A 22,685-nucleotide genomic window follows, 5' to 3' on the forward strand; every position below is an offset into this window, starting at 1 on the left:
GGCTGCCCGCACAACGTGCCCGCGTTGTTTCGCCCCCCTCTGAACCGCAAACATAAGGCTTCAAAGCGATTTACCCAACGGAGCCTGATCTATGGCAGTTAAAGCAAAGCGTTTTCGTATCGGGGTGGAAGGTGCCACCACGGACGGACGCGAAATTTCCCGCGAATGGCTGGTGCAGATGGCCGCCACCTACAACCCAGCGGTTTACACCGCGACCATCAATCTGGAGCACATCAAATCGTACTCACCGGACAGCACCTTTAACCGCTATGGCACGGTAAGCGCGCTGGGGACGGAGGAGATCACCGACGGTCCGCTGGCCGGAAAGCTGGCGTTGTATGCCGACATCCTGCCGACGGATTCACTTGTGGCGCTGGTGAAGCAGGGCCAGAAGCTTTTCACCTCTATGGAAGTCAGTACCAAGTTTGCCGACACCGGCAAAGCCTACTTGGTTGGCCTGGCTGCTACTGACGATCCGGCAAGCCTTGGCACCGAAATGCTGGCCTTCAGCGCCAACGCACAACACAACCCGCTGGCGAACCGCAAACAGCACCCGGAAAACCTGTTCACCGCCGCCACCGAAACCGAGATCGAGCTTGAAGAGGTGGAGGACAAGCCAGCGCTGTTTACCCGCATCACCGCGCTATTCAGCAAAAAGCAGCTATCCGACGACGCACGAATTTCTGACGTGCACAAGGCGGTGGAACTGGTTGCCACTGAACACCAGGACTACGGCGCCCGCACCGACAAGACGTTGGATGAACAGGAGAAACGCCTGAGCCAGCTGGAATCCCTGCTGGAAACGCAGGTGAATGATTTTACCGAACTGAAGCAGCAGCTGGGCCGCGAAGACAGCCGCGCCGATTATCGCCAGCGTGCGCCGGGCGGTAGTGGCGCCAGTGAAAACCTGACCGACTGCTGATACAGGTCGCTCCACATTACCTAACCGATTTCAGAGAAACTGAACGATGAAAAAAACGACCCGATTCAAATTCAATGCTTTCCTCACCCAGCTCGCGAAGCTTAACGATGTGGCCGTGCCGGACATCAGCGCGAAATTCACCGTCGAGCCGTCCGTTGCGCAGAAGCTTGAAAGCAAAATTCAGGAGTCCGCCGCATTCCTGCAGATGATCAATATCATCCCGGTAGATGAGCAGTCCGGCGAAGTGCTGGGGCTTGGCGTGGGTTCGACCATTGCAGGCACCACGGATACCTCTTCGCAGGAGCGCCAGCCGACCGATCCGACTTATATCGATGGCACAGGATACAAGTGCACCCAGACCAATTTCGATACCGCGTTACCTTATGCGAAGCTGGATTTGTGGGCGAAGTTCCAGGACTTTCAGACCCGCATCCGTGACGCCATCATCCAGCGTCAAGCGCTGGACCGCATCATGATCGGCTTCAACGGCGTGAAGCGTGAGAAAACCTCAAACCGCGTAGAAAACCCGCTGTTGCAGGACGTCAACATTGGCTGGCTGGAGAAAATCCGCCAGGAATCACCGGTGCATGTCATTAAGGGCATTCCGCAGGATGACGGCAGCCTGTCTTCTTCCGTTCGCGTCGGTAAAAACGGTGACTTTGCGAATCTGGACGCGCTGGTGATGGATGCGGTTAACCGCAAAATTGGCGTTCAGTATCAGGACGACACCGATCTGGTGGTGGTTTGTGGTCGCGGTCTGCTGGCCGATAAATATTTCCCACTGGTCAATCAGCAGCAGCCAAACACTGAGGCTCTCGCCGCTGATCTCATTATCAGCCAGAAACGTATGGGCGGCTTACAGGCCGTGCGCGCGCCTTACTTCCCGGTAGATGCCTTGCTGATCACCCGCCTCGACAATCTCTCTATTTACTGGCAGGACGAGAGCCGCCGCCGTGCCGTTATCGACAACCCTAAACGCGATCGTGTTGAGAATTTCGAGTCCGTCAACGAGGCGTACGTGGTTGAAGATTACGAATGCGTTTGCCTGGTGGAGAACATTGAAATGGGCGAATTCGCCGCAGCGGCGGCCAGCGGCGCAGAGGCATAAGCATGGCGATGAGTCCTTTTCAGCGGCACACGCAATATGTTCTGGCACAGGAGGCCGCCCGCAAGGGCGGCAATGGCAGCCACTTAAAAGGCTATGACCTGATGCTGATGCAGCTCGGCGAGGACCGCCGCCGCCTCAAGGGCATTCAGTCCACCGTGAAGAAGGCAGAAATCAAGGTAGAAGTCCTGCCGAAATACGTGCAGTGGGTGAACGGCGTGCTGGCCGCCGACGGCGCGCAGCAGGATGACGTGCTGATGTACGTGATGCTCTGGCGCGTTGATGCCGGTGATTATGCCGGTGCGCTCACCATTGGCCGCCATGCCATCCGCCACGGCTGGTCAATGCCGCAGGGCTTTAACCGCAACGTGCAGACGCTGCTGGCCGAGGAGATGGCCGACGCCGCCAAAAACGCCCTTGTGGCAAAAACCGACTTTGACCCCGACCTGCTGATGCAGACGCTCGACATGATCGGCGATCTGGATATGCCCGATCAGTCGCGCGCCCGTCTGCACAAGTCACTTGGCTGGGTGCTACGCGAAAGCCAGCCGGTTTCTGCGCTTAACCATCTGCAACAGGCCATGCAGCTCGACGAGCGCTGCGGGGTGAAAAAAGACATTGAGCAGCTGGAGCGGAAAATCCGCAACGCCAGCTGATAACCGGACGTGCCCACGCGCGGGGCGGCACGGGGTGGCGACAGGCAGCACCGCATCAAAACCCCGTCCACCGCCCACCTATTCAGGAGAAATAAGGCATGCAATTTGTAGCGCCGGAAAAGGCGACGGGAACGCCGGAAATTATCCCCAACAACTCATTCTGGCCGGACATCGATCTGGCGACGTTTCGCAGCGTCATGCGCGTTGACGGCACCGTGACGCCGCAGCGCCTGAAGCAGGTGGTGCTCACCGCAATGGCGGAGGTCAACGCCGAGTTGTACCCGTGGCGCGAACATCAGGAGCTGCGCGGCTTTAACGGTCTGGCCGACTTACCGGCAGAGCAGCTTAACGGGCGCAGCGTGCGCCTGCATCATTACGAAAATGCGGTGTGGTGCTGGGCGCGCGCGGTGCTGAACGAGCGCTATCAGGACTATGACGCCACTGCTGCCGCGACCAAGCGTGGTGAGGAACTGGCAGACGCCACCGGCGACCTGTGGCGCGACGCGCGCTGGGCAGTCAGCCGCGTGCAGAACGCGCCGCACTGCACCGTCGAGCTTATCTGATGAAAGTGCGCGCGCAGCAGGGCGACACGGTGGACGAAATCTGCTGGCGTCACTACGGGCGCACCCAGGGCATGACGGAGCAGGTATTGCAGGCGAATCCGGGGCTGGCGGAGCACGGCCCCTGTTTACCGCACGGGCTGGAGGTGGAGCTGCCGGACGTGACGACGGCAGCCACCGTGCAGGCCGTCCAGCTTTGGGACTGAATTATGTGGGAAAGAATCCGCGCCGGGATCGTCTGGTTTATTGCTGTCGGTATGGCATGGCTGGGCGACATGTCGCTGAAAGACGTTTCAACCGTGGCCGGGGTTTTAATCGGCCTGCTGATGGCGATCATCAGCTGGTACTACAAGCGCAAAACCTATCAGCTGCTGGCCGCTGGGCGTATCACGCGGGAGGAATATGAATCTGCAAACCGCTAAGCGCTGTACCGTTGGCGCGGTGCTGGCCATTGCGGCGACGCTGCCGGGTTTCCCGCAGCTGCACACCTCCGTCGAAGGGCTGAAGCTAATCGCCGATTATGAGGGCTGCCGTCTGAAGCCATACCTGTGCGACGCGGGCAAGTGGACAGACGGCATAGGTAACACCGTCGGCGTAGTACCGGGCCGGACCATCACCGAGCGGCAGGCGGCGGGCAACTTCATCACCAACGTGTTGCGCGTTGAGGCGGCACTGGCGCGCTGTGCTGCGGTTTCGATGCCGCAGCCGGTCTACGACGCGCTGGTGTCGCTGGCGTTTAACGTCGGCACCGGCAACGCCTGCGGTTCAACCATGGTGGCGCTCATCAAACAGGAACGCTGGCGCGATGCGTGCTATCAGCTGCCGCGCTGGGTGTACGTAAAGGGCGTATTCAATCAGGGGCTGGATAACCGGCGTCAGCGCGAGCTGGCGTGGTGCTTTAAAGGAGTGAAAGCATGATGCGCACGCTGGCGGCGGCGGTGCTTGTTCTGATTGCCGCGCTTGGCGTGCAGTCGTGGAGGCTCAGCACCGCCCACAACAAAATCGACGCGCAGGTGAAGGATTTAGCCGCGCAGGGTAAAAAGCTGTCGCAGAAAAACGGCCAGCTGATTGCCCTCAATATTCTGACGCAGACCAGCAGCCGGGCGCAGACGCAGCTTTACGCCGCCGCCGAGCAGAACGGCACGCTGCTGCGTGACCGGCAGCGCACCATTGAGGAACTGAAACGTGAAAATGACGAGCTTCGCCGCTGGGCTGATGCCGATTTGCCTGAACCTGTTATCCGGCTGCGCCAGCGTCCGGCCCTCACCGGAGGTCAGTCTTACCGTGAGTGGCTGTCCGCGAATCACCCCGTGCCGCCTGGACGCAGCCGCACCGCGCCGTAACGGCGATCTGCTGGCGCAGCTGGACGACACCGAGGCCGCCTGGGCGGCCTGCGCCGATAAGGTAGACACCATCATCAGCTGTCAGGATAAAGACGATGAACAAGCCGCAGTCCTTGCGAAACGCCCTGAATAAAGCCGTGCCCTACGTAGCCGACAATCCGGACCGCCTTCACCTGTTCGTAGATAACGGCGCGGTGGTTGCCACGTCCGCCACGTCGATTTCATGGGAGTACCGCTACACCCTGAACGTGGTGGTGACGGACTTCACCGGCGACCAGAATCTGCTGATGGCGCCCGTTTTATTCTGGCTCGGCGTCAACCAGCCGGACGCCCTGCAGAACGCCAGCGACCGGGAGCGACTTTTCACCTTTGAGGCGGACATTCTCGGCAATGACCGCTGCGACATCAGCATGAATCTGAAGCTAACGGAGCGTGTGATTGCGAAGGAAGTGGACGGCGTGATGTCGGTTGAGGCCGTGCCGGAGCCGGAAGCGCCGGACGAGTTTTGGGCAAGTAATCATGGCTGAACTACACGAGATTGATGCCTGGCTGAATGCGTTACTGGCGCAGCTGGAACCCGCAGCCAGAACCAAGATGCTGCGCGAGGTGGCGCGCGATGTTCGGCGGATCCAGCAGAACAACATCACGCTGCAGCGTAGCCCGGACGGCACCGCATGGGAGCCGCGACGCGTCACCGCCCGGACCAAGCCAGGCCGCATTCGCCGCAAGATGTTTGCGAAGTTGAAAACCGCGAAATATCTCAAAGCGCAGGCAAACGCAAATCAGGCGGAAATTGCGTTTGTACCCGGCGTGCAGAAGTTGGTCCGCGTGCACCATTACGGCCTGCGGGATCGGGTAAACCGGCGCGGCACTGTAGTTAAGTATGCGGAGCGACCGCTGCTAGGGATCAGCAGCGAAGTGGAGAACTTGATACAGGAAACGCTGCTGCGCTGGCTTGAGGGCTAATTGTTGTCATGCTCATTTGATCAACAAATAAAATTAATTCATTTTGTATCGCGCTACTTTATTGTGAATGTTAATGTCAGTTAGTAATCCAACAAGAACATAGAGCATAAATAATATAAATGAAAAACAAATAAACAATGATATTTGTTTGTCTGTTTGTGTGGCCTTTATCCTTTTTTCGATTCCATCCTTTTCATTACGCAATCCAATTCTACTACAAATGGAATGGACTAGATAAGACGATATTTTTCTTTCTGCTGCAAGGTTGTCGTATAAATCAGAGTAGCAATCATCAGTTGTTAATTTCCAGTTTTTTTCACCGGGAAAATTCACTGCTTCATCATAACTTAAGAGGAATTTTTCTTTTGTTTTGATCAGGACTAATGCGGCGTTATTATCTGGTTGTTTTTTTATGGTATCAGAGCCTAAGTATGCACATCCTCCTATGGTAAGGAATAAGATTAAAATAATGATGTAATAAACAGTTTTATGTTTTTTATCCAATGCATTAGTTTTCCAAAAATCGAACCTTGTAAAGCTTAGTTTCAACTCGTAAGGCTTAACACCCGCCTTAGAAAAATAACCACCGTCATTGTCTGGTTTCTTGTGCAACCATTTATACAATAATGCTATTGCACTCAATAAGTATGGAATAAGAGCGGTGAAGAAACTTGTGTTTAATACGCTAAGAAAACCAATACTATTCAAAATGAACTCCATGTCTTTGTGTGAATGCTCAAACAATCATATTTGTTTATAAAAATGTTTTAAATAGATCAAGCTACATCTATGAATGCACAACTCACCGAAATTATGCGCCTTATCACCAACCTGATCCGCACCGGCACCGTGTCCGATGTGGACACGGTCAACTGGCTGTGCCGGGTGAAAACGGGCGATCTGGAAACCAACTGGATTAACTGGCTCACCTGCCGTGCCGGTAATACCCGCACGTGGTGGCAACCCTCCATCGGCGAGCAGGTTGTACTGCTGAGCCTCGGCGGCAATCTCGAAACCGCCTTTGCGCTGCCGGCCATTTATTCCGACGCCTTCCCGCCACCCGATTATTCAGAGAACGGCAGCACAACCGTGTTCAACGACGGCGGCTGGTTCCAGTACGAGCCGGACACCGGCCAGTTGCTGATTAAGAACATCAAAAGCGTGCGCATTGAGGCCGCCGACGGCATCCAGCTGATCACCGACCAGCTGGGCGTTGATGCCAGGCGGACGCTGATTAACAGCCAGACCGTGATTAACGGCGACGTGACGCAGGGCGGCGGCAAGATGAGTTCTAACGGCGTAGTAGCAGATGCTCACGCCCATGACGGTGTGAAATCCGGCGGCGATATGTCAGGAGGTCCACATTGATGTATCTCGGCATGAACCGCGACACGGGCCAAGCCATTACCGACACCGAGCACATCCGCCAGAGCGTGCGCGACATCCTGATCACGCCGGAGGGCAGCCGCATCGGGCGACGGGAATACGGCTCGCTGCTGTCGGTGCTTATTGACCAGCCGCAGAATGACGTGGTGCGCCTTCAGGTGATGGCGGCAGCATACACGGCGCTGAGCCGCTGGGAGCCACGTATACGCCTCAGCTCTTTGAACATAACCAGCGCATTTGATGGCTCCATGGTGGTTGAGCTGACCGGCCAGCGCGCCGATGGCTCACCGCTGGCAATGTCCGTTTCAACGGGGGTGAACAGTGGCAGTAATTGACCTTTCGCAGCTGCCCGCACCGGAAGTGATTGAGGTGCCGGACTTTGAAACGCTGCTGGCCGAGCGCAAGGAAGCGCTGATTGCGCTCTATCCAACGGACGAGCAGGATGCCATGCGCCGCGTGCTGGCGCTGGAGTCCGATCCAGTCGTTAAGTGCCTGCAGGAAAACGTCTATCGGGAAATCCTGCTGCGCCAGCGCATCAACGAGGCGGCGCAGGCCGTCATGGTGGCTTACGCGCTCGGCAGCGACCTCGACCAGCTGGCCGCGCGCAGTAACGTGCAGCGCCTGACCGTTACACCGGCCAACCCGGACGCCGTGCCGCCGGTGGACGCGGTGATGGAATCCGACGACGCGCTGCGCGTGCGCGTGCCGGAGGCGTTTGAGGGGTTATCGGTTGCCGGTCCGACGGCGGCCTACGAGTTTCACGCCCGCAGCGCGGACGGGCGGGTGCAGGACGTGTCCGCCATCAGCCCGTCTCCGGCGACGGTGCTTGTTACCGTGCTGAGCCGCGAGGGCAACGGCGCGGCGCCCGATGATTTACTGAGTACAGTGGACAAAGCGCTGAATGACGACAGCGTGCGCCCGGTGGCGGACCGCGTCACCGTGCAGGCTGCAACCATTAACGACTATCGCGTGCAGGCGAAGCTGCACCTGTTTGACGGCGTGGCCGCCGCGCCCTGTCTGGAGGCGGCAAACGCGCGGCTGGCCGCTTACCTCACCGAGCAGAAAAAGCTGGGCCGCAGCGTACGCCGAGAGTCTTACGGGGCGGTGCTGCGCGTGGCCGGTGTGGACTGGGTGGACATCACCGAACCGGCAGAGGACATCATCATGGACCGCACGCAGGCGGGCAACTGCACCCGCACGGACATCAGCGTGGCGGATGACGGGGTGATGGCATGAACAGCCTGTTACCGCCCGGTTCATCCGCGCTTGAGCGACGTCTCGCGCAGGCGTGCGCCGGAATCTCCGGCCTGAACGTGCCGCTGCGCGACCTGTGGAACCCGGACAGCTGCCCGGTAAGTTTCCTTCCCTATCTAGCCTGGGCGTTTTCGGTGGACCGCTGGGACGAAAGCTGGGCGGAAAGCGTGAAGCGTAAGGTGGTGACGGACGCGTTTTACATCCATCAGCACAAGGGCACCATCAGCGCGATCCGGCGCGTGGTGGAGCCGTTCGGATTTCTGATCCGCGTGATTGAGTGGTGGAAGAACGGGGAAGCGCCCGGCACGTTTCGCCTGGACATCGGCGTGCAGGATGAGGGCATTACGGAGGAAACCTATCAGGAGCTGGAGCGGCTAATCAGCGACGCCAAGCCGTGCAGCCGCCATCTGATCGGGATGTCCATCAACCTGCAGACCAGCGGCCCCTATTTTGTCGGCGCAGGCACCTACATCGGCGAAGAAATCACGGTTTATCCCTACATCAACGAAACCATTATTTCCGGCGGCACCGCGTACGAAGGCGGGGCGCTGCACATTATTGACACAGTGAGAGTGAACCCATGAGCGCAAAATTTTACACCCTGCTGACGGACATTGGCGCGGCAAAGCTTGCCAGCGCTGCCGCCCTCGGCGTGCCGCTGAAAATTACGCAGATGGCCGTCGGCGACGGCGGCGGCGTGCTGCCCACGCCGAGCGCGCAGCAGACGAAGCTGATTGCGGAAAAGCGCCGCGCTGACCTGAACATGCTGTATATCGACCCGCAGAACAGCAGCCAGATAATTGCCGAGCAGGTTATCCCGGAAACCGAGGGCGGATGGTGGATCCGTGAGGTCGGCCTGTTCGACGACACGGGCGCGCTGATTGCCGTCGGCAACTGCCCGGAGAGCTACAAGCCGCAGCTGGCCGAAGGCAGCGGGCGCACGCAGACTGTGCGCATGGTGCTGATTACCAGCAGCACCGACACCATCACGCTGAAAATCGACCCGGCGGTGGTGCTGGCGACCCGTAAATACGTTGATGACAAAGTACTGGAACTGAAGGTGTACGTGGACGACCTGATGGTGAAGCACCTCGCCGCCGCCGACCCGCACACGCAGTACGCGCCAAAGGAAAGCCCGACGCTTACCGGCACGCCGAAAACGCCAACGGCAGCAGCGGGCAATAACTCGCAGCAGATTGCCAATACCGCTTTTGTGATGGCGGCGCTTCAGGTGCTGACCTCCGGCGCGCCGGGTACGCTGGACACGTTCAAAGAACTGGCGGCGGCCATCAATAACGATCCGAACTTTGCCACCACCATCGCTAATGCGCTGGCGCTGAAAGCCCCGCTTGCAAGCCCCGCGCTGACCGGCACGCCAACCGCGCCGACGGCGGCGCAGTCGGTGAATAACACGCAACTGGCGACCACGGCGTTTGTGAAATCAGCCATTTCTGCGCTGGTAGCGTCCTCACCAGCGGCGCTGGACACGCTGAACGAGCTGGCGGCGGCGCTCGGCAACGATCCGAACTTTGCCACTACGATGACCACAGCACTCGCCGGAAAGATGGACATCAGCAAGAACGGCAGCGATATCGCGAACGTCCCGGCGTTTCTCGCAAACCTTGATTTAGGCGAAGCAGCAAAGCGCGGGGTTGCAGCTGCGGTATCCGACATGGTTGCAGGCGGAAATAAGCTTCCTACCGTTGACGCCGTCATGAGTATGTTTAGCAAGCGCGCATTTGCAGCTAATGACTATATCCGCATCCCGGATGTTCCCGGTGGGCTGATTATTCAGTGGGGTTCTATATCCATGTCTAACGGAGCAGGTCAGGTCACTTTCCCGGTAGCGTTTACTAAAGCCTTTCTCAGGGCATGGGCTGGGGACGCTAGTACCACTTCGTGGAGTTCCACTAACTTTACCGTGCATGGCCCGGCTAATCCTACCCTGACGGGCGTGGGGATCCGGGCGGTGACACTGAGCGGCACAACATTCATACAGGGCGTAACAGGCTGCCAGTGGCTGGCAATTGGATATTAAGAGGCAATCATGGCGAAATTTTACAGTGCAGCGACCGGCGGGTTTTATTCCTCAGAAATCCACGGAAGCGACATGCCGGCCGATGTGGTCAGCATTACCGATGAAGCCTGGCAAAAACTGTGCGACGGGCAGGCAAACGGGAAAGTGATTACCGCGACGGCAAACGGAAAACCCAGACTTTCCGATCCGCCCGCACCAACGGAGCAGGAGCTGATTGTGCAGGCTGAAGACAAAAAAAACGGGTTAAGAGCGGACGCAGATTATGTTATTCAGCCCTTGCAGGATGCGGTCGAACTGGATATTGCCACGGAGAGTGAAAAAACGCTGCTGAGCGAGTGGAAAACTTACCGGGTGCAGCTGAACCGCGTCGATACCTCGGCCCCGTCAGATATTATCTGGCCTCAAAAGCCTGCTTGAAAATTAAGCCCGCGCGATTGCGGGCTTTTTCATTACTGCGGTTTCTGCGGCCAGTTAATAGTCGGTGCCTCCTGAACATTAACCGCCTGTACGGCCTGAATATATTTCATCCATTCAGTTAACGAGGCTTTGTCTTCGTCCGTAATAATCCCTAGCAGTAGCTGCGTCTGCCATGCCTGAGTTACGCCGTTAGCCTCGCTGATGAGCGCAGATTTTTGCCCGGCGGCGCTCTTCACATCGGCAGCCTGCTGCGCATCCGCATCAGTTACCCATTTTTCCCCGTCCCACTTATCCCATACGGTTGCAGGCTCAATCAGCGTAACGCCCGCCGGATAATCGCCTAACTCTGCTATTTCTATTGCCGAGCCATCAGAAACGGAGTAGACCGTTTCGCCTCGATGGTCGTCTTTCTGCAGCCAGCTGCCATCGATATAAACGCATACTTTGCCGGATTCTGAGACGGGCGGCGCGTCGCTTGTAGAATTAGCCGGAATGCCGACACCCTGCGTCAGATACTCGTACGATGAGCCCGTACACAGGCCGGTTTCAGGATCATAGCTGTAAACCGTCATCATTCCTGATTCTGCTGCCAGTCCGTTGTTGTCCAGCGTGACTCTTTTCACTGCGGTCATTATGCGGCCCTCACGATATAGTTAAACGCGATGTTTCGCGGGCGAACCTTGCGGTAAGTCGTGCCAAGGGACGTCTGTGTAGTCTGCGCGGTATATACGGCATAGCTTGGATGGACTTTACCAGTTTCAAAATCCTCGATATCAATACCGTTATAACCACTAAACCCTCCGAGCGTGACGGCAACCCCCGTTGCCTCCTGAGAGGAGAGCAGCCCCCTTGCGCTATCCACACCGCGCCCGTCATCCCAGCCACGAATAAATTCGCCTCGAAGATCTGCAAGTTTTAAACCCGGATAAGCCAGCGCCAGCTTCGGGTATAGCGTGCTGCTGAAGCTTGCACCGTTACTTTTTAAAAACACCATGCCAGACATTGATTCAAACAGTTCATTGGGCATTTTCGTGTGAGGCCATGGGAATGGCGATCCGATGACGGGCGAGCCTTCGCCTAAACCAAGGTTTTTGAGAAAGATACTCCTGGCACTTATTGGCGGCCTGCTGGCACACTTCGCGGCTTTTAACGGAATGAGTCCATGCTGATTGGCTATATCAGGGTATCAACAAATGAGCAGAATACGGATTTACAGCGCAACGCGCTGAAAAGCGCAAATTGCGACCTGATTCTGGAGGATAAAATTAGCGGGAAATCCCGCGACAGGCCGGGACTTAAGAAGGCGCTGCGCACGCTGGGACAGGGCGACACGCTCATAGTGTGGAAGCTCGACCGGCTGGGGCGCAGCATGCAGCATCTGGTTATGCTGACCGAGGAGCTACGCGAGCGGGGCGTTAACTTTCGCAGCCTGACGGACAGCATTGATACCAGCACGCCCATGGGGCGATTCTTTTTCCACGTGATGGGCGCGCTTGCCGAAATGGAGCGTGAGCTAATCGTGGAACGAACCCGCGCCGGTCTGGCAGCCGCCCGCGAGAAAGGTCGCATTGGTGGCAGGCGGCGGCTAATGACGCCGGAAATCACGGAGCGCGCCCGGCGAATGCTGGCGCAGGGGGCCACGCTTCTCCAGGTGTCACTGGTGATCGGCGTATCGGTTAAAACGCTATATCGCTACATTCCCGCCTCAGAGCAACGGGCGCTGCGCTCGTCCGTTGTGTCATTACCCATACAACAGCAAATCAGTGCCCCGAAGTGACATAGCGCCGACCATAGCGGAACCCCTTCACAGGAGAACCGCCATATGGCACAGGATTATCACCACGGCGTGCGCGTTGAGGAAATCAACGAGGGCACCCGAACCATCACCACCATCAGCACGGCGATTGTCGGCATGGTCTGCACCGGCGATGACGCCGACGCGGCCACGTTCCCGCTTAATCGTCCGGTACTGCTGACCGACGTCCTCACCGCGAGCGGCAAGGCGGGCGAGTCCGGCACGCTGGCGCGATCGCTGGACGCCATCGCCGACCAGGCGAAACCCGTCACCGTCGTCGTGCGCGTGCCGCAGGGCGAAACGGAAGCCGAAACCACCGCCAACATCATCGGCGGCGTGACCGACGGCCAGCGCACCGGCATGAAGGCCCTGCTGGCCGCGCAGGCGGTGTGCGGCGTCAAGCCCCGCATCCTCGGCGTGCCGGGCCATGACACGCAGGCCGTTGCAACCGAGCTGCTGAGCGTGGCGCAGAGCCTGCGCGGCTTTGCCTACCTGTCGGCGTACGGCTGTAAAAGCGTGGAAGAGGCGATTGCCTACCGCGCGAACTTCAGCCAGCGCGAGGGCATGCTCATCTGGCCTGACTTCATCAACTTTGACACCGTGCTGAAGGCGGACGCGACGGCCTTCGCCACCGCCCGTGCGCTCGGCCTGCGCGCCAAAATCGACGAGCAGACCGGCTGGCACAAATCCCTGTCGAACGTCGGCGTGAACGGCGTCACCGGCATCTCAAAAGACGTGTTCTGGGACCTGCAGGATCCGGCCACCGACTCCGGGCTGCTGAACCAGAACGACATCACCACGCTTATTCGTAAAGACGGCTTCCGCTTCTGGGGTTCGCGCTGCCTGAGCGACGACCCGCTGTTTGCGTTTGAGTGCTACACCCGCACCGCGCAGGTGCTGGCCGACACCATGGCCGAGGCGCACATGTGGGCGGTGGACGGCCCGCTGAACCCGTCGCTGGCCCGCGACATTATCGAGGGCATCCGCGCCAAGCTGCGCAGCCTCGTGAGCCAGGGCTATCTCATCGGCGCGGACTGCTGGCTTGACGAGAGCGTGAACGACAAGGACACGCTCAAGGCGGGCAAGCTGCTGATTGACTACGACTACACGCCGGTGCCGCCGCTGGAAAACCTGCTGCTGCGCCAGCGCATCACCGATCAGTATCTGGTCGACTTCAGCAACCGCGTGAGCGCATAAGGAGACTGAACCATGGCATTACCCCGCAAGCTCAAGCACCTGAACCTGTTCAACGCAGGCAACAACTGGCAGGGGCTGATCGAGTCCGTGACGCTGCCAAAAATCACCCGCAAGTTCGAGAAGTATCGCGGCGGGGGCATGGCCGGTGCGGTGGACATCGACATGGGCCTGGACGACGGCGCGCTGGACACGGAATTTACCTGCGGCGGCGTTGAGGCGCTGCTGTTCAAACAGATGGGCACCCAAACCGTGGACGGCGTGCAGCTGCGCTTTACCGGCTCCATTCAGCGCGACGACACCGGCGAGGTGCAGGCGGTGGAGCTGGTGACGCGTGGCCGCCACAAGGAGCTGGACTCCGGCGAGTGGAAAACCGGTGAATCCAGCACCACCAAGGTGTCCGGCACCAACAGCTACGCCAAGCTGACCATCAACGGCGAAGTGCTCTACGAGATTGACCTGGTGAACATGGTTCACATCGTGGACGGCACGGACCTGATGGAAGCGCACCGCAACGCGCTCGGCCTGTAATTAATCCGGCAGGGCAAACCCTGCCGCCTTTTACCCTTTTAGCGAGACGTCATCATGACCGACAAAACCACCGAAAAAACCGTTGAGCTGGACACCCCGATTTTGCGCGGGAAAACCGAGATTAAGAGCGTCATCGTGCGCAAGCCGCAGTCCGGCGCGCTGCGCGGCACGCGCCTGCAGGCGCTGATGGACATGGACGTGAACGCCATGATCACCGTGCTGCCGCGCGTCACCACCCCGGCACTGACCGTGCAGGAAATCACCGAGATGGACCCCGCCGATCTGGTGAGCCTGTCGGTTGAGGTGGTCACTTTTTTACTGAAGAAGTCGGTGCTGTCGGATTTAGCGACGGCCTGACGGTTGACGATCTGGTGGCGGACATCGCCACCGTCTTTCACTGGCCGCCGTCCGTTACCGAGTTCATGACGCTGACCGAGGTACTGGAGTGGCGGCATAAGGCGATAATGCGACACGGGACCAGCGATGAGTGATAAAGACTTGCGCCTGCAGGTTGTTCTTAACGCGGTAGACAAACTGACCCGCCCCTTCCGTTCTGCAAAGGCCAGCACCCGCGAGCTGGCCGATTCCCTGCGCACCGCGCGCGCCAGCCTGAAGGATTTAGACGCGCAGGCCGCGCGCATCGACGGCTTCCGCAAAGCCCGCTCACAGCTTGCCATCACCGCAAACAATCTTAAGGGCGCGCGCGAAGAGGCGGCGAAGCTGGCGACGCAGTTCAGTGAGACCAACCGGCCCACCGCCGCGCAGGCGAGGGTGCTGGAGCAGGCGAAGAACCGCGTGCGCGAGCTGCAGCAGAGCTATAACGGCCTGCTGGGATCGGTGCAGCGCCAGCGTGCGGCGCTCACCGGGTCCGGCGTTGATACAAAAAAATTAAGCCAGGCACAGCGTGACCTGAAGGTCCGCGCCGACGACGCGCGCGCGGCGATCGACCGCCAGCAGAAGTCGCTGAAGCGGCTCGGCGAGCAGCAGGCAAAGCTCAACGCGGTGCGGGAGCGCCACGCCCGCTCGCTTGAGGTGCGCGACAAAATTGCCGGTGCCGGTGCGGCGACCACCGTCGCCGGGCTGGCGATGGGCGCGCCGGTGATGGCCGCCGTGAAAGCGTCGGCGGACATGGAAGACGCGATGAAGGGCGTGGCGAAGCAGGTTAACGGCCTGCGCGACAACGACGGCAACCGCACGGCGCAGTTCTACGACATGCAGGCCGCCATCAAGGCCGCCAGCGAGCAGCTGCCGATGGACAACGGCGCGATTGACTACGCCGCGCTGGTCGAGGGCGGGGCGCGCATGGGCGTGACCAACCAGAACGATTCCTATGAGGACCAGAAGCGCGATCTGCTGGCGTTTGCCACCACGGCGGCAAAGGCGTCCACCGCGTTTGAGCTGCCCGCCGGGGAGCTGGCCGAGGGGCTGGGCAAGATTGCGCAGCTCTACAAAATACCGACCCGCAACATTGAGCAGCTGGGTGACGCGCTCAACTACCTGGACGACAACGCGATGTCCAAGGGATCGGACATTATCGACGTGCTGCAGCGCATGGGCGGCGTGGCGGACAGGCTGGACTACCGCAAGGCCGCCGCGCTCGGCTCCACGTTCCTCAGCCTCGGCGCGACGGCGGAAACCGCCGCCAGCGCGGCGAACGCCATGGTGCGCGAACTCTCCGTTGCCACCATGCAGGGCAAGTCCTTTATGGGCGGCATGGCGCTGCTGAAGCTCGATCCGAAACAGATTGAGAAGCAGATGACCACGGACGCCATGGGCACCATTCAGCGCGTGCTGGAAAAGGTGAACAACCTGCCCGCCGACAAGCGTCTTACCGCAATGACCATGGTATTTGGCAAGGAGTTCGGCAAGGACGCGGCGAAGCTCGCCAACAACATGCCGGAGCTGCGACGCCAGCTGCTGCTGACGCAGGGCAACGCGGCCAGCGGCTCCATGCAGAAAGAGTCCGACATCAACAAGGACTCGCTGTCCGCGCAGTGGCTGCTGGTGAAAACCGGCGCGGCCAACACGCTGAGCAGCCTCGGCGACACGCTGCGCAAGCCGCTGCTGGAAATCATGGACGCGGTGAAGCGCGTCACCGGCACTATGCGCCGCTGGGTGGAGTCGAACCCGGAGCTGGTCGGCAGGCTGATGAAAATCGCCGCCGTGGTGGCAACGGTTACGCTGGCGCTCGGCACGCTTGCCGTGGGCATGGCCGCCGTGCTGGGACCGATACTGATGCTGCGCTTCGGATTAAACATGCTCGGCCTGAAGGGGCTGGCGACGCTCTCGCCGCTGCTGGGCGGGCTGGGCAAGGCATTCGCAAAACTGGCACCCGGTCTGGCGTCGTCCGGCGACGGCATCAAAAAGCTGTTCTCACTGTTCAGCGGCGGCGAGGCCGGGGAATCGGTGAACTGGCTGGAGAAAATCCGCGACGCGCTGGCGTCCCTGCGCGGCGGTGAAGATGACGACGAGGGCGGCGGCATTCTCAACGCCTTCCGCGAGGGGGCGCTGGAGAAAATCAAGGAGAAGGCGCAGGACGCCGGGCAGACGCTGGTTGCCTCCTTCCGTAACCCGATGGCCGGTGTGCGAGCGCTCGGCGCGCAGGTGCGCAGTCTGGCCGGTGCCGCTCTTGCCCCGCTGGCCGCCTCGGTGCGCGGCGCCGGTGGCGCGCTGATGTGGCTGGTGAAGTCGCCGCTGGCGCTGCTGCGCACGGTGCTGACCGGCGTAATCTGGGCGCTCGGCGCGCTGCTGAGTCCCGTCGGGCTTGCCGTCGCCGCGCTTGCCGGTGTGGCGCTGGTTATCTGGAAATACTGGGCACCGATTAAGGCCTTTTTAGGCGGCGTGGTGGACGGCTTCAGGGCCGCCGCCGGTCCCATCAGCGAGGCGTTTTCACCGCTGCAGCCGGTTTTCCAGTGGATCGGCGATAAGGTTCAGGCGCTTTTCGGCTGGTTTAAAGACCTGCTGACGCCGGTGCAGTCCACGGCGGCCGAACTGGACAGCGCCGCCGCGAAGGGCAAAGCGTTCGGGCAGGCGCTGGCCGACGGGCTGAACATGGTGATGCACCCGCTTGACTCTCTTAAGGCCGGGATCGGCGAGCTGCTGGACAAGTTCGGCCTCGTCAGCAAGGCGGCGGCTGGCACAAAGCTGCCGCAACCGCCGAAAGCGGCCAGCGTCAGCGCTGGCGGGGTAACGCTGCCCACGGGTGGCTTCCCGGCGTTTGCGGGCATGTACGACACCGGCGGCAACATTCCGACGGGCCAGTTTGGCGTCGTCGGTGAGAACGGGCCGGAAATCGTCGGCGGGCCGGTGAGCGTAACGAGTCGTAAACGCACCGCGCAGCTGGCGGCCATGGCGGCGATGACGCTCGGCATTGCGTCCGGAACGGCCGAGGCGAAGCCGCTGCACCCGCTGAGCCTGCCCGCGCAGGCGTACCGGCAGGACGCACCGCGCCAGCAGTCCGGCATGAGCGCCGCGCCCGTGAGCATTCACGCGCCGATCACCATCGTGCAGCAGCCGGGCCAGAACGCGCAGGACGTGGTGGACGAGGTGATGCGCAGGCTGGAAGCAAAAGAGCGGCAGGCGCAGTCCCGCGCCCGCAGCAGCTACCGTGACCGTGGAGGGTTTGAATCATGATGATGACGCTGGGCCTGTTTGTTTTCATGCTCAAGACGGTGCCGTATCAGGAGCTGCAGCTCCAGCGCAGCTGGCGCTTCCCGTCGAACAGCCGCGTGGGCGTGCGCCCGGCGCTGCAGTTCCTCGGCCCGGATAACGACACCATTACGCTTTCGGGCGTGCTGCTGCCGGAAATTACCGGCGGCAGGCTGTCGCTGTTTGCGCTCGAGCAGATTGCCGAGCTGGGGCGCGCGTGGCCGCTGATTGAGGGCAGCGGCACGATATACGGCATGTTCGTGATCGAGAGCCTGAGCCAGACCAAAGCGGAGTTCTTCAGCAACGGCGTGTGCCGCCGCATTGAGTTCACGCTCACGCTGAAGCGCACCGACGAATCGCTGGATGAGATGTTCGGCAGCCTCAGCGATCAGCTGTCGGCCATGCAGGGCGCGGCCACCGACGCCGCCGGTAAAGTCGGTGCGGCAGTGGGCGGGCTGTTCTCATGATGGCGGGCAGCTGGATTAACGGGCAGGCGAACGCGCCCGCGTTTCGCCTGACGCTTGCCGGAGCGGACGTCACGCAGAAGATAGAGCAGCGGCTTATCAGCCTGACGCTTACCGATAACCGCGGATTTGAGGCTGACCAGCTGGACATCGAGCTGGACGACGCGGACGGCCAGTTGTTGATGCCGCGCCGGGGCGTTGAGCTGTCGCTGGCGCTGGGCTGGAAAGGGGAGGCGCTTTTCCCTAAAGGCACCTACACCGTGGACGAAATCGAGCACAGCGGCACGCCGGACCGGCTGACCCTGCGCGCGCGCAGCGCGGACTTCCGCCAGACGCTGAACACGAAGCGCGAGAAGTCGTGGCACCAGACCAGCGTCGGCGAGGTGGTGAAAGAGATTGCCGGGCGCCACAAGCTCAAAACGGCGATGGGCGACGACGTGGCGAAAATGGCACTCGATCACATCGATCAGACCAACGAGTCAGACGCCAGCTTTTTGATGCGCCTGGCGAAACAGTGCGGCGCGGTGGCGTGCATCAAGGACGGCAACCTGCTGTTTATCCGGCAGGGACAGGGTAAAACGGCCAGCGGTAAAGTGCTGCCCGCCATCACCCTCGTGCGCAAAGACGGCGACGGCCATCGCTTTACCCTGGCTGACCGTGACGCCTACACCGGCGTAATCGCAAGCTGGCTGCACACCCGCGAGCCAGACAAAAAGCCGGAAGCGACGGTGAAGCGGAAGCGGCGCAAACCCGCCGCGCAGAAGAAGGAGTCGGAGGCAAAGCAGGGCGACTATCTGATCGGCACGGATGAAAACGTCCTGGTGCTGAGCCGCACCTATGCGAACCGGGCCAACGCCGAGCGCGCCGCCAAAATGCAGTGGGAACGGCTGCAGCGCGGGGTGGCAACGTTCTCTATTCAGCTGGCACGTGGCCGGGCCGATCTCTACACGGAAATGCCGGTGAAGGTCAGCGGGTTCAAACAACAGATTGATGCGGGGGAGTGGATTATCACGACGCTAACGCACGGACTGAGCGCGGAGAACGGTTATACGACAAGTATTGAACTTGAAGTGAAAATAGATTTACTTGAAATGGAATGAGTGCTATCCCAAAAGAGATAAATTGAGTAATATTCATCTCAATTGGGGTTTGGAGACGACATTATGATGAATTGCCCTTTGTGCGGGAATGCCGCACATACCCGCAGCAGCTTTCAAGTATCAGCAACAACTAAAGAGCGCTATAACCAGTGTCAGAATATTAATTGCAGCTGCACGTTTAAATCTCATGAAACTGTATCTGAGATCATTATGAAACCGGGCAGCGTTAAACCTGTGCCTCCGCATCCAGGAAGAAATCAGCAGCAACCACTGTGGTTATGATTGCTGCCATTATTAGATAGCCTGCTAATGTGGGCTATTACGCTTCAGGAATTTCACCCGTTTTCAAAAAATCCCCGAATTGATTTTCATCAATTATTACAACACCTTTCATACGGGCAGACGTTACTTTTGTTGGCCCAGCATTATATCCACAGCAAAGTAATTGAAGATTCTGTGTAATAGAGCTTCTTACTGTCATGCCATTGGCAGTAGCGCATTCTATTAATCGATCTTTATCTGCTTTTTTAAAGCCAGTAAAGCAAACGTCAAAAGTTACCTTTTGAACTTTAGGCCTGCTCAATTGAATGTGAGAGTAATCACTCTCTTTCACCGTCATGAGAAATGCAGAAGCTGCGTCCGCTGTTTCGACAAGTTTAATTACTCTGTCTTTGCGAAAGGTTCTTAATTGTTTGATGACGTTGCAGATGCCTTGCACATGCTCGGCACTGTGGCTGACATTAAAAATCGATTGGGCGCTAACTTGCCCTTTTGCATTGATATAGACGAAGTGCATTTCTTCCATGTGATCACCTTCAGAGGCTGTGGGGACGAACGAAAAAATAGCCGTCAAACATGAAGGGCAGGGCAACAGAAGAAAACGGGAAAAAATCTGCTGCCATTTTGCTGCCAATCAGTTTTTTGGCTACAAAAAAAGCCGCTGAAAAAGCGGCTTAAGTGCATGATTTTAATCACTAAATTTGGTGGCCCCTGCTGGGTTTGAACCAGCGACCAAGCGATTATGAGTCGCCTGCTCTAACCACTGAGCTAAGGGGCCAGCGGAGCGGGGATTATAGAGTATCTTGTTAGGGTGATCCAGAGTTCGCCATTTGGATGGTGAAAATTACAGCAATAGCTGACTCATTGATCTCAAAAGAAAATTCTATCGTCCCACGCTCTACGCTTATTAAGCGCCCAACCAGCATTGGTTTTTGAGACCAGGCTCATTCGAAAGTTTGCTTATGCTACAAATAGCGTGATGCAGGCTTGTTAAGCGAGATGAACGGCAATATGGCGATGCGTGCTTCTTCGTAACTCTGCCAAAGCTGCACATCTTCAACGGATGGTATTGTTATTAGTTCGCCGGCATCAAGTCCACGTAGCGCAGCCGAGACTAAATCATCCACTTCCATCAGCATCTCAGCGGGAAGTTCGTTAATGGATTTTCCTGCGCGCTCGAAAATCTCAGTGCGCGTTAAGCCTGGCAACACCGCCTGCATACGCACACCGCTTTCGGCTAATTCACGATGCAAATTACGGGTCAGGGAAAGCACATACGCTTTGCTGGCGTTGTACGCGCCATTCGCCGATTCGCTCACTAGCGCTAGCACTGAAGCAATATTCACTATCGTACCATTGCGACGTGCACGAAACGCCTGCGCAGCAGTGTGGGCCAGCTGTGTCAGCGCCACGATATTTAACGTCAGCATTGTTTGAATTTTCGCGATGTCACCGTCGATGAATTCACCTTCAACCGTCATGCCCGCATTGTTTACCAACAGAGTAATCGCTTTATTTTGCTGGATTTCGTGATCGACTCTTTGCAAATCATCATGGTTGGTGAGATCGGCCGCTAACACGCTGACTTCAACGCCATGTGACTCACGCAAAGATTGCGCCAACAGATTGAGCCTGGCTGCATCGCGCGCCACCAGAATCAAGTTTGTGCCGCGTGCTGCCAGCTGTTTTGCATAGGTCGCGCCAATTCCGCTTGATGCGCCGGTGATCAAAGCCAGGTGTTGTGACATGGTGTATTCCTCTAAATGATGGTTATCATATTTACGAGGTTTAATATGACGACCATAATATTTGTCGTCAAGCTAGAATATGATGGTTGTAATAATTACACTGATTGCTATCAACGATATCGGAGTCAATGAAGATGGAAAAGCTGAGCCATAAAGCGCGTACGCGACAGCGCATTCTGGATGAAGCCTCTGTGGTAATGCGCGAGAACGGCACGGAAAGCATTGGTGTCGCGGCGCTGATGAAGCGCGTGGGCTTAACGCACGGCGGCTTTTATGCCCACTTCGCCTCGCGCGAAGATTTAGTGCAAGCGGTGATCGCTGAGATGTTTGCCGATTCGGCGCGCCGCTTTGCTGATATCACCTCAATTAACGATCCCGCTGAACGACTGAGTCAGTTAATCGATAGCTATTTATCCGAGCATCATTGCAACACGCCGGGTGAAGGCTGTCCGCTGCCTGCGCTGGTGAGTGAAATGGCACATTTACCGGTTGAGGCGCGCACACTATTTTCCCAGCGGCGAGAAGCGATGCGGCAGCGCCTGGCGTTGACGCTACATGAACTTAACCATCCGCATGCGGATGACGCCGCGACCACCATGTTGGCTGAAATGGTTGGCGCGGTGGCAATGGCACGTGCTTGTCCGGACGACGAGGAAGCACGTACGATGCTGGCGAGCAGTCGTCGGTCGGTAAAACAACGCGCCGGACTGGAGATGGCATGAGCGAGCACGATATCCGCGACATTATTGCGCCTGATTTACAGGTGCTGTTTTGTGGCATCAATCCGGGCAAATCGTCGGCGCACACCGGATTTCACTTTGCGCATCCCGGTAATCGCTTTTGGAAGGTGATTTACCAGGCCGGCTTTACGCGCGAGTTACTTAAGCCCGAGCAGGAGCAGCGGCTGCTGGAAACTGGCTGTGGCATCACCATGCTGGTGGAGCGTCCAACGGTGCAGGCTAACGAGTTGGACGGCGATGAATTACGCGACGGTGGTTCACGCCTGCAGCAAAAAATTCTGCACTATCAGCCGCGTGCGTTGGCGGTGTTGGGCAAGGATGCTTTTCAGAAAGCGTTTCGTCAGCGCAAAGTTGAGTGGGGCGAGCAGCCGCAAACGCTGGGTGAAACGCGTTTGTGGGTGCTGCCTAATCCAAGCGGGTTAAATCGTGCGACGCTGGAAGAGATGACCGCATCCTATCGCCAACTGCATGATTGGCTGCAGAGCAACGCGTGAAAGAGCTATTCTTCAGGCAATAAAAAACCCCGGCAAACCGGGGTT

At 58.6% G+C, this 22,685-nt stretch carries 33 protein-coding genes and 1 tRNA gene; 28 read left to right on the forward strand and 6 right to left on the reverse strand.

What is annotated here, in order from left to right; all coding sequences use genetic code 11:
• The first annotated feature begins 91 nt into the window (after positions 1 to 91).
• From IB226_RS15340 to IB226_RS15385, 11 genes are all read left to right on the forward strand, one after another.
• Positions 92 to 922, forward strand: a complete 831-nt coding sequence (locus IB226_RS15340) for a GPO family capsid scaffolding protein (protein ID WP_192236219.1) — start codon at positions 92 to 94, stop codon at positions 920 to 922.
• Positions 923 to 968: 46 nt separating this feature from the next.
• Entirely contained in the window at positions 969 to 2,030 is a 1,062-nt protein-coding gene (locus IB226_RS15345) for a phage major capsid protein, P2 family (protein WP_192236221.1), read from the forward strand.
• A 2-nt stretch (positions 2,031 to 2,032) separates the two neighbouring features.
• Complete coding sequence (locus tag IB226_RS15350) at positions 2,033 to 2,683, forward strand: terminase endonuclease subunit (protein WP_192236223.1); 651 nt, start codon at positions 2,033 to 2,035, stop codon at positions 2,681 to 2,683.
• Between the two features lie 98 nt (positions 2,684 to 2,781).
• Positions 2,782 to 3,246, forward strand: coding sequence for a head completion/stabilization protein (locus tag IB226_RS15355; RefSeq protein WP_192236225.1), 465 nt, complete (start codon positions 2,782 to 2,784; stop codon positions 3,244 to 3,246).
• Positions 3,246 to 3,449, forward strand: coding sequence for a tail protein X (locus tag IB226_RS15360; RefSeq protein ID WP_192236227.1), 204 nt, complete (start codon positions 3,246 to 3,248; stop codon positions 3,447 to 3,449). The genes IB226_RS15355 and IB226_RS15360 overlap by 1 nt, the downstream gene beginning before the upstream one ends.
• Positions 3,450 to 3,452: 3 nt before the next feature.
• Positions 3,453 to 3,665: an HP1 family phage holin gene (locus IB226_RS15365; protein ID WP_009127601.1), complete on the forward strand. Its 213-nt coding sequence runs from the start codon at positions 3,453 to 3,455 to the stop codon at positions 3,663 to 3,665.
• Positions 3,646 to 4,161: a lysozyme gene (locus IB226_RS15370; RefSeq protein WP_192236229.1), complete on the forward strand. Its 516-nt coding sequence runs from the start codon at positions 3,646 to 3,648 to the stop codon at positions 4,159 to 4,161. Before IB226_RS15365 ends, IB226_RS15370 begins: the two co-directional genes overlap by 20 nt.
• A complete protein-coding gene (gene lysB / locus IB226_RS15375) occupies positions 4,158 to 4,586 on the forward strand; it encodes an Rz-like lysis system protein LysB (protein WP_192236231.1) in 429 nt (142 codons plus the stop codon). Before IB226_RS15370 ends, lysB begins: the two co-directional genes overlap by 4 nt.
• Positions 4,477 to 4,719 (forward strand): Rz1-like lysis system protein LysC, encoded by a 243-nt coding sequence (gene lysC, locus IB226_RS23270; protein WP_255526500.1) that lies wholly within the window; start codon positions 4,477 to 4,479, stop codon positions 4,717 to 4,719. The genes lysB and lysC overlap by 110 nt, the downstream gene beginning before the upstream one ends.
• Positions 4,682 to 5,113 (forward strand): phage tail protein, encoded by a 432-nt coding sequence (locus IB226_RS15380; protein WP_192236233.1) that lies wholly within the window; start codon positions 4,682 to 4,684, stop codon positions 5,111 to 5,113. The genes lysC and IB226_RS15380 overlap by 38 nt, the downstream gene beginning before the upstream one ends.
• Positions 5,106 to 5,552 (forward strand): phage virion morphogenesis protein, encoded by a 447-nt coding sequence (locus tag IB226_RS15385; protein ID WP_192236235.1) that lies wholly within the window; start codon positions 5,106 to 5,108, stop codon positions 5,550 to 5,552. The genes IB226_RS15380 and IB226_RS15385 overlap by 8 nt, the downstream gene beginning before the upstream one ends.
• A 33-nt stretch (positions 5,553 to 5,585) precedes the next feature.
• Here IB226_RS15385 and IB226_RS15390 read toward each other — a convergent pair whose 3' ends face one another.
• The gene (locus IB226_RS15390; protein WP_192236237.1) at positions 5,586 to 6,260 is read right to left on the reverse strand and encodes a DUF6216 family protein; all 675 of its coding nucleotides are present in this window, start codon (positions 6,258 to 6,260) and stop codon (positions 5,586 to 5,588) included.
• An 81-nt stretch (positions 6,261 to 6,341) separates the two neighbouring features.
• Here IB226_RS15390 and IB226_RS15395 point away from each other — a divergent pair, with 81 nt between their 5' ends.
• From IB226_RS15395 to IB226_RS15420, 6 genes are read left to right on the forward strand one after another with little or no spacing between them, the layout of a single operon-like run.
• Positions 6,342 to 6,920 (forward strand): phage baseplate assembly protein V, encoded by a 579-nt coding sequence (locus IB226_RS15395; protein WP_192236239.1) that lies wholly within the window; start codon positions 6,342 to 6,344, stop codon positions 6,918 to 6,920.
• Positions 6,920 to 7,273, forward strand: coding sequence for a GPW/gp25 family protein (locus IB226_RS15400; protein WP_192236534.1), 354 nt, complete (start codon positions 6,920 to 6,922; stop codon positions 7,271 to 7,273). The genes IB226_RS15395 and IB226_RS15400 overlap by 1 nt, the downstream gene beginning before the upstream one ends.
• Entirely contained in the window at positions 7,260 to 8,174 is a 915-nt protein-coding gene (locus tag IB226_RS15405; RefSeq protein WP_192236241.1) for a baseplate J/gp47 family protein, read from the forward strand. Before IB226_RS15400 ends, IB226_RS15405 begins: the two co-directional genes overlap by 14 nt.
• Positions 8,171 to 8,776, forward strand: a complete 606-nt coding sequence (locus IB226_RS15410; RefSeq protein WP_192236243.1) for a phage tail protein I — start codon at positions 8,171 to 8,173, stop codon at positions 8,774 to 8,776. The genes IB226_RS15405 and IB226_RS15410 overlap by 4 nt, the downstream gene beginning before the upstream one ends.
• Positions 8,773 to 10,230, forward strand: coding sequence for a phage tail protein (locus IB226_RS15415; protein ID WP_192236245.1), 1,458 nt, complete (start codon positions 8,773 to 8,775; stop codon positions 10,228 to 10,230). The genes IB226_RS15410 and IB226_RS15415 overlap by 4 nt, the downstream gene beginning before the upstream one ends.
• Positions 10,231 to 10,239: 9 nt before the next feature.
• Positions 10,240 to 10,647, forward strand: a complete 408-nt coding sequence (locus tag IB226_RS15420; protein ID WP_192236246.1) for a tail fiber assembly protein — start codon at positions 10,240 to 10,242, stop codon at positions 10,645 to 10,647.
• A 32-nt stretch (positions 10,648 to 10,679) separates the two neighbouring features.
• Here IB226_RS15420 and IB226_RS15425 read toward each other — a convergent pair whose 3' ends face one another.
• Positions 10,680 to 11,270 carry a tail fiber assembly protein gene (locus tag IB226_RS15425; RefSeq protein WP_192236535.1) on the reverse strand — a complete coding sequence of 197 codons (591 nt, stop codon included), beginning with the start codon at positions 11,268 to 11,270 and terminating at the stop codon, positions 10,680 to 10,682.
• Between the two features lie 8 nt (positions 11,271 to 11,278).
• Positions 11,279 to 11,674 carry a hypothetical protein gene (locus IB226_RS15430; protein WP_225608325.1) on the reverse strand — a complete coding sequence of 132 codons (396 nt, stop codon included), beginning with the start codon at positions 11,672 to 11,674 and terminating at the stop codon, positions 11,279 to 11,281.
• Positions 11,675 to 11,809: 135 nt separating this feature from the next.
• Between IB226_RS15430 and IB226_RS15435 the strand changes: the two genes are divergently transcribed.
• The 9 genes from IB226_RS15435 (at position 11,810) to IB226_RS15475 (ending at position 19,661) form a co-directional block, all read left to right on the forward strand.
• Positions 11,810 to 12,424: a recombinase family protein gene (locus IB226_RS15435; RefSeq protein WP_192236248.1), complete on the forward strand. Its 615-nt coding sequence runs from the start codon at positions 11,810 to 11,812 to the stop codon at positions 12,422 to 12,424.
• A gap of 45 nt (positions 12,425 to 12,469) precedes the next feature.
• A complete protein-coding gene (locus IB226_RS15440) occupies positions 12,470 to 13,639 on the forward strand; it encodes a phage tail sheath protein (RefSeq protein WP_192236250.1) in 1,170 nt (389 codons plus the stop codon).
• A 12-nt stretch (positions 13,640 to 13,651) separates the two neighbouring features.
• Entirely contained in the window at positions 13,652 to 14,167 is a 516-nt protein-coding gene (locus tag IB226_RS15445) for a phage major tail tube protein (protein ID WP_049850600.1), read from the forward strand.
• A 54-nt stretch (positions 14,168 to 14,221) separates the two neighbouring features.
• Positions 14,222 to 14,524, forward strand: coding sequence for a phage tail assembly protein (locus tag IB226_RS15450; protein WP_009127631.1), 303 nt, complete (start codon positions 14,222 to 14,224; stop codon positions 14,522 to 14,524).
• A gap of 14 nt (positions 14,525 to 14,538) precedes the next feature.
• Positions 14,539 to 14,658, forward strand: a complete 120-nt coding sequence (locus tag IB226_RS15455) for a GpE family phage tail protein (RefSeq protein ID WP_071531062.1) — start codon at positions 14,539 to 14,541, stop codon at positions 14,656 to 14,658.
• Positions 14,651 to 17,800: a phage tail tape measure protein gene (locus IB226_RS15460; protein ID WP_192236252.1), complete on the forward strand. Its 3,150-nt coding sequence runs from the start codon at positions 14,651 to 14,653 to the stop codon at positions 17,798 to 17,800. The genes IB226_RS15455 and IB226_RS15460 overlap by 8 nt, the downstream gene beginning before the upstream one ends.
• On the forward strand, positions 17,797 to 18,282 hold the full coding sequence (locus IB226_RS15465; protein WP_192236254.1) for a phage tail protein: 486 nt from the start codon (positions 17,797 to 17,799) through the stop codon (positions 18,280 to 18,282). The genes IB226_RS15460 and IB226_RS15465 overlap by 4 nt, the downstream gene beginning before the upstream one ends.
• The gene (locus IB226_RS15470) at positions 18,279 to 19,379 is read left to right on the forward strand and encodes a phage late control D family protein (RefSeq protein ID WP_192236256.1); all 1,101 of its coding nucleotides are present in this window, start codon (positions 18,279 to 18,281) and stop codon (positions 19,377 to 19,379) included. Before IB226_RS15465 ends, IB226_RS15470 begins: the two co-directional genes overlap by 4 nt.
• 63 nt (positions 19,380 to 19,442) lie before the next feature.
• Entirely contained in the window at positions 19,443 to 19,661 is a 219-nt protein-coding gene (locus IB226_RS15475; RefSeq protein ID WP_013510553.1) for an ogr/Delta-like zinc finger family protein, read from the forward strand.
• A gap of 37 nt (positions 19,662 to 19,698) precedes the next feature.
• Here the strand turns inward: IB226_RS15475 and IB226_RS15480 are convergent, their stop codons facing one another.
• From IB226_RS15480 to IB226_RS15490, 3 genes are all read right to left on the reverse strand, one after another.
• Positions 19,699 to 20,184 carry a hypothetical protein gene (locus tag IB226_RS15480; RefSeq protein ID WP_192236258.1) on the reverse strand — a complete coding sequence of 162 codons (486 nt, stop codon included), beginning with the start codon at positions 20,182 to 20,184 and terminating at the stop codon, positions 19,699 to 19,701.
• 176 nt (positions 20,185 to 20,360) lie between these two features.
• Positions 20,361 to 20,436 (reverse strand) — tRNA-Ile (locus tag IB226_RS15485).
• A gap of 187 nt (positions 20,437 to 20,623) precedes the next feature.
• Positions 20,624 to 21,406, reverse strand: coding sequence for an SDR family oxidoreductase (locus tag IB226_RS15490; protein WP_192236259.1), 783 nt, complete (start codon positions 21,404 to 21,406; stop codon positions 20,624 to 20,626).
• 134 nt (positions 21,407 to 21,540) lie between these two features.
• On the opposite strand from IB226_RS15490, the gene IB226_RS15495 reads away from it, so the two are divergent.
• Positions 21,541 to 22,128, forward strand: a complete 588-nt coding sequence (locus IB226_RS15495) for a TetR/AcrR family transcriptional regulator (protein WP_110867321.1) — start codon at positions 21,541 to 21,543, stop codon at positions 22,126 to 22,128.
• On the forward strand, positions 22,125 to 22,640 hold the full coding sequence (gene mug / locus IB226_RS15500) for a G/U mismatch-specific DNA glycosylase (protein WP_192236261.1): 516 nt from the start codon (positions 22,125 to 22,127) through the stop codon (positions 22,638 to 22,640). Before IB226_RS15495 ends, mug begins: the two co-directional genes overlap by 4 nt.
• The last annotated feature ends 45 nt before the right edge of the window (positions 22,641 to 22,685 follow it).

Source organism: Pantoea sp. PNT03, assembly GCF_014852515.1.
GTDB lineage: Bacteria > Pseudomonadota > Gammaproteobacteria > Enterobacterales > Enterobacteriaceae > Pantoea > Pantoea leporis.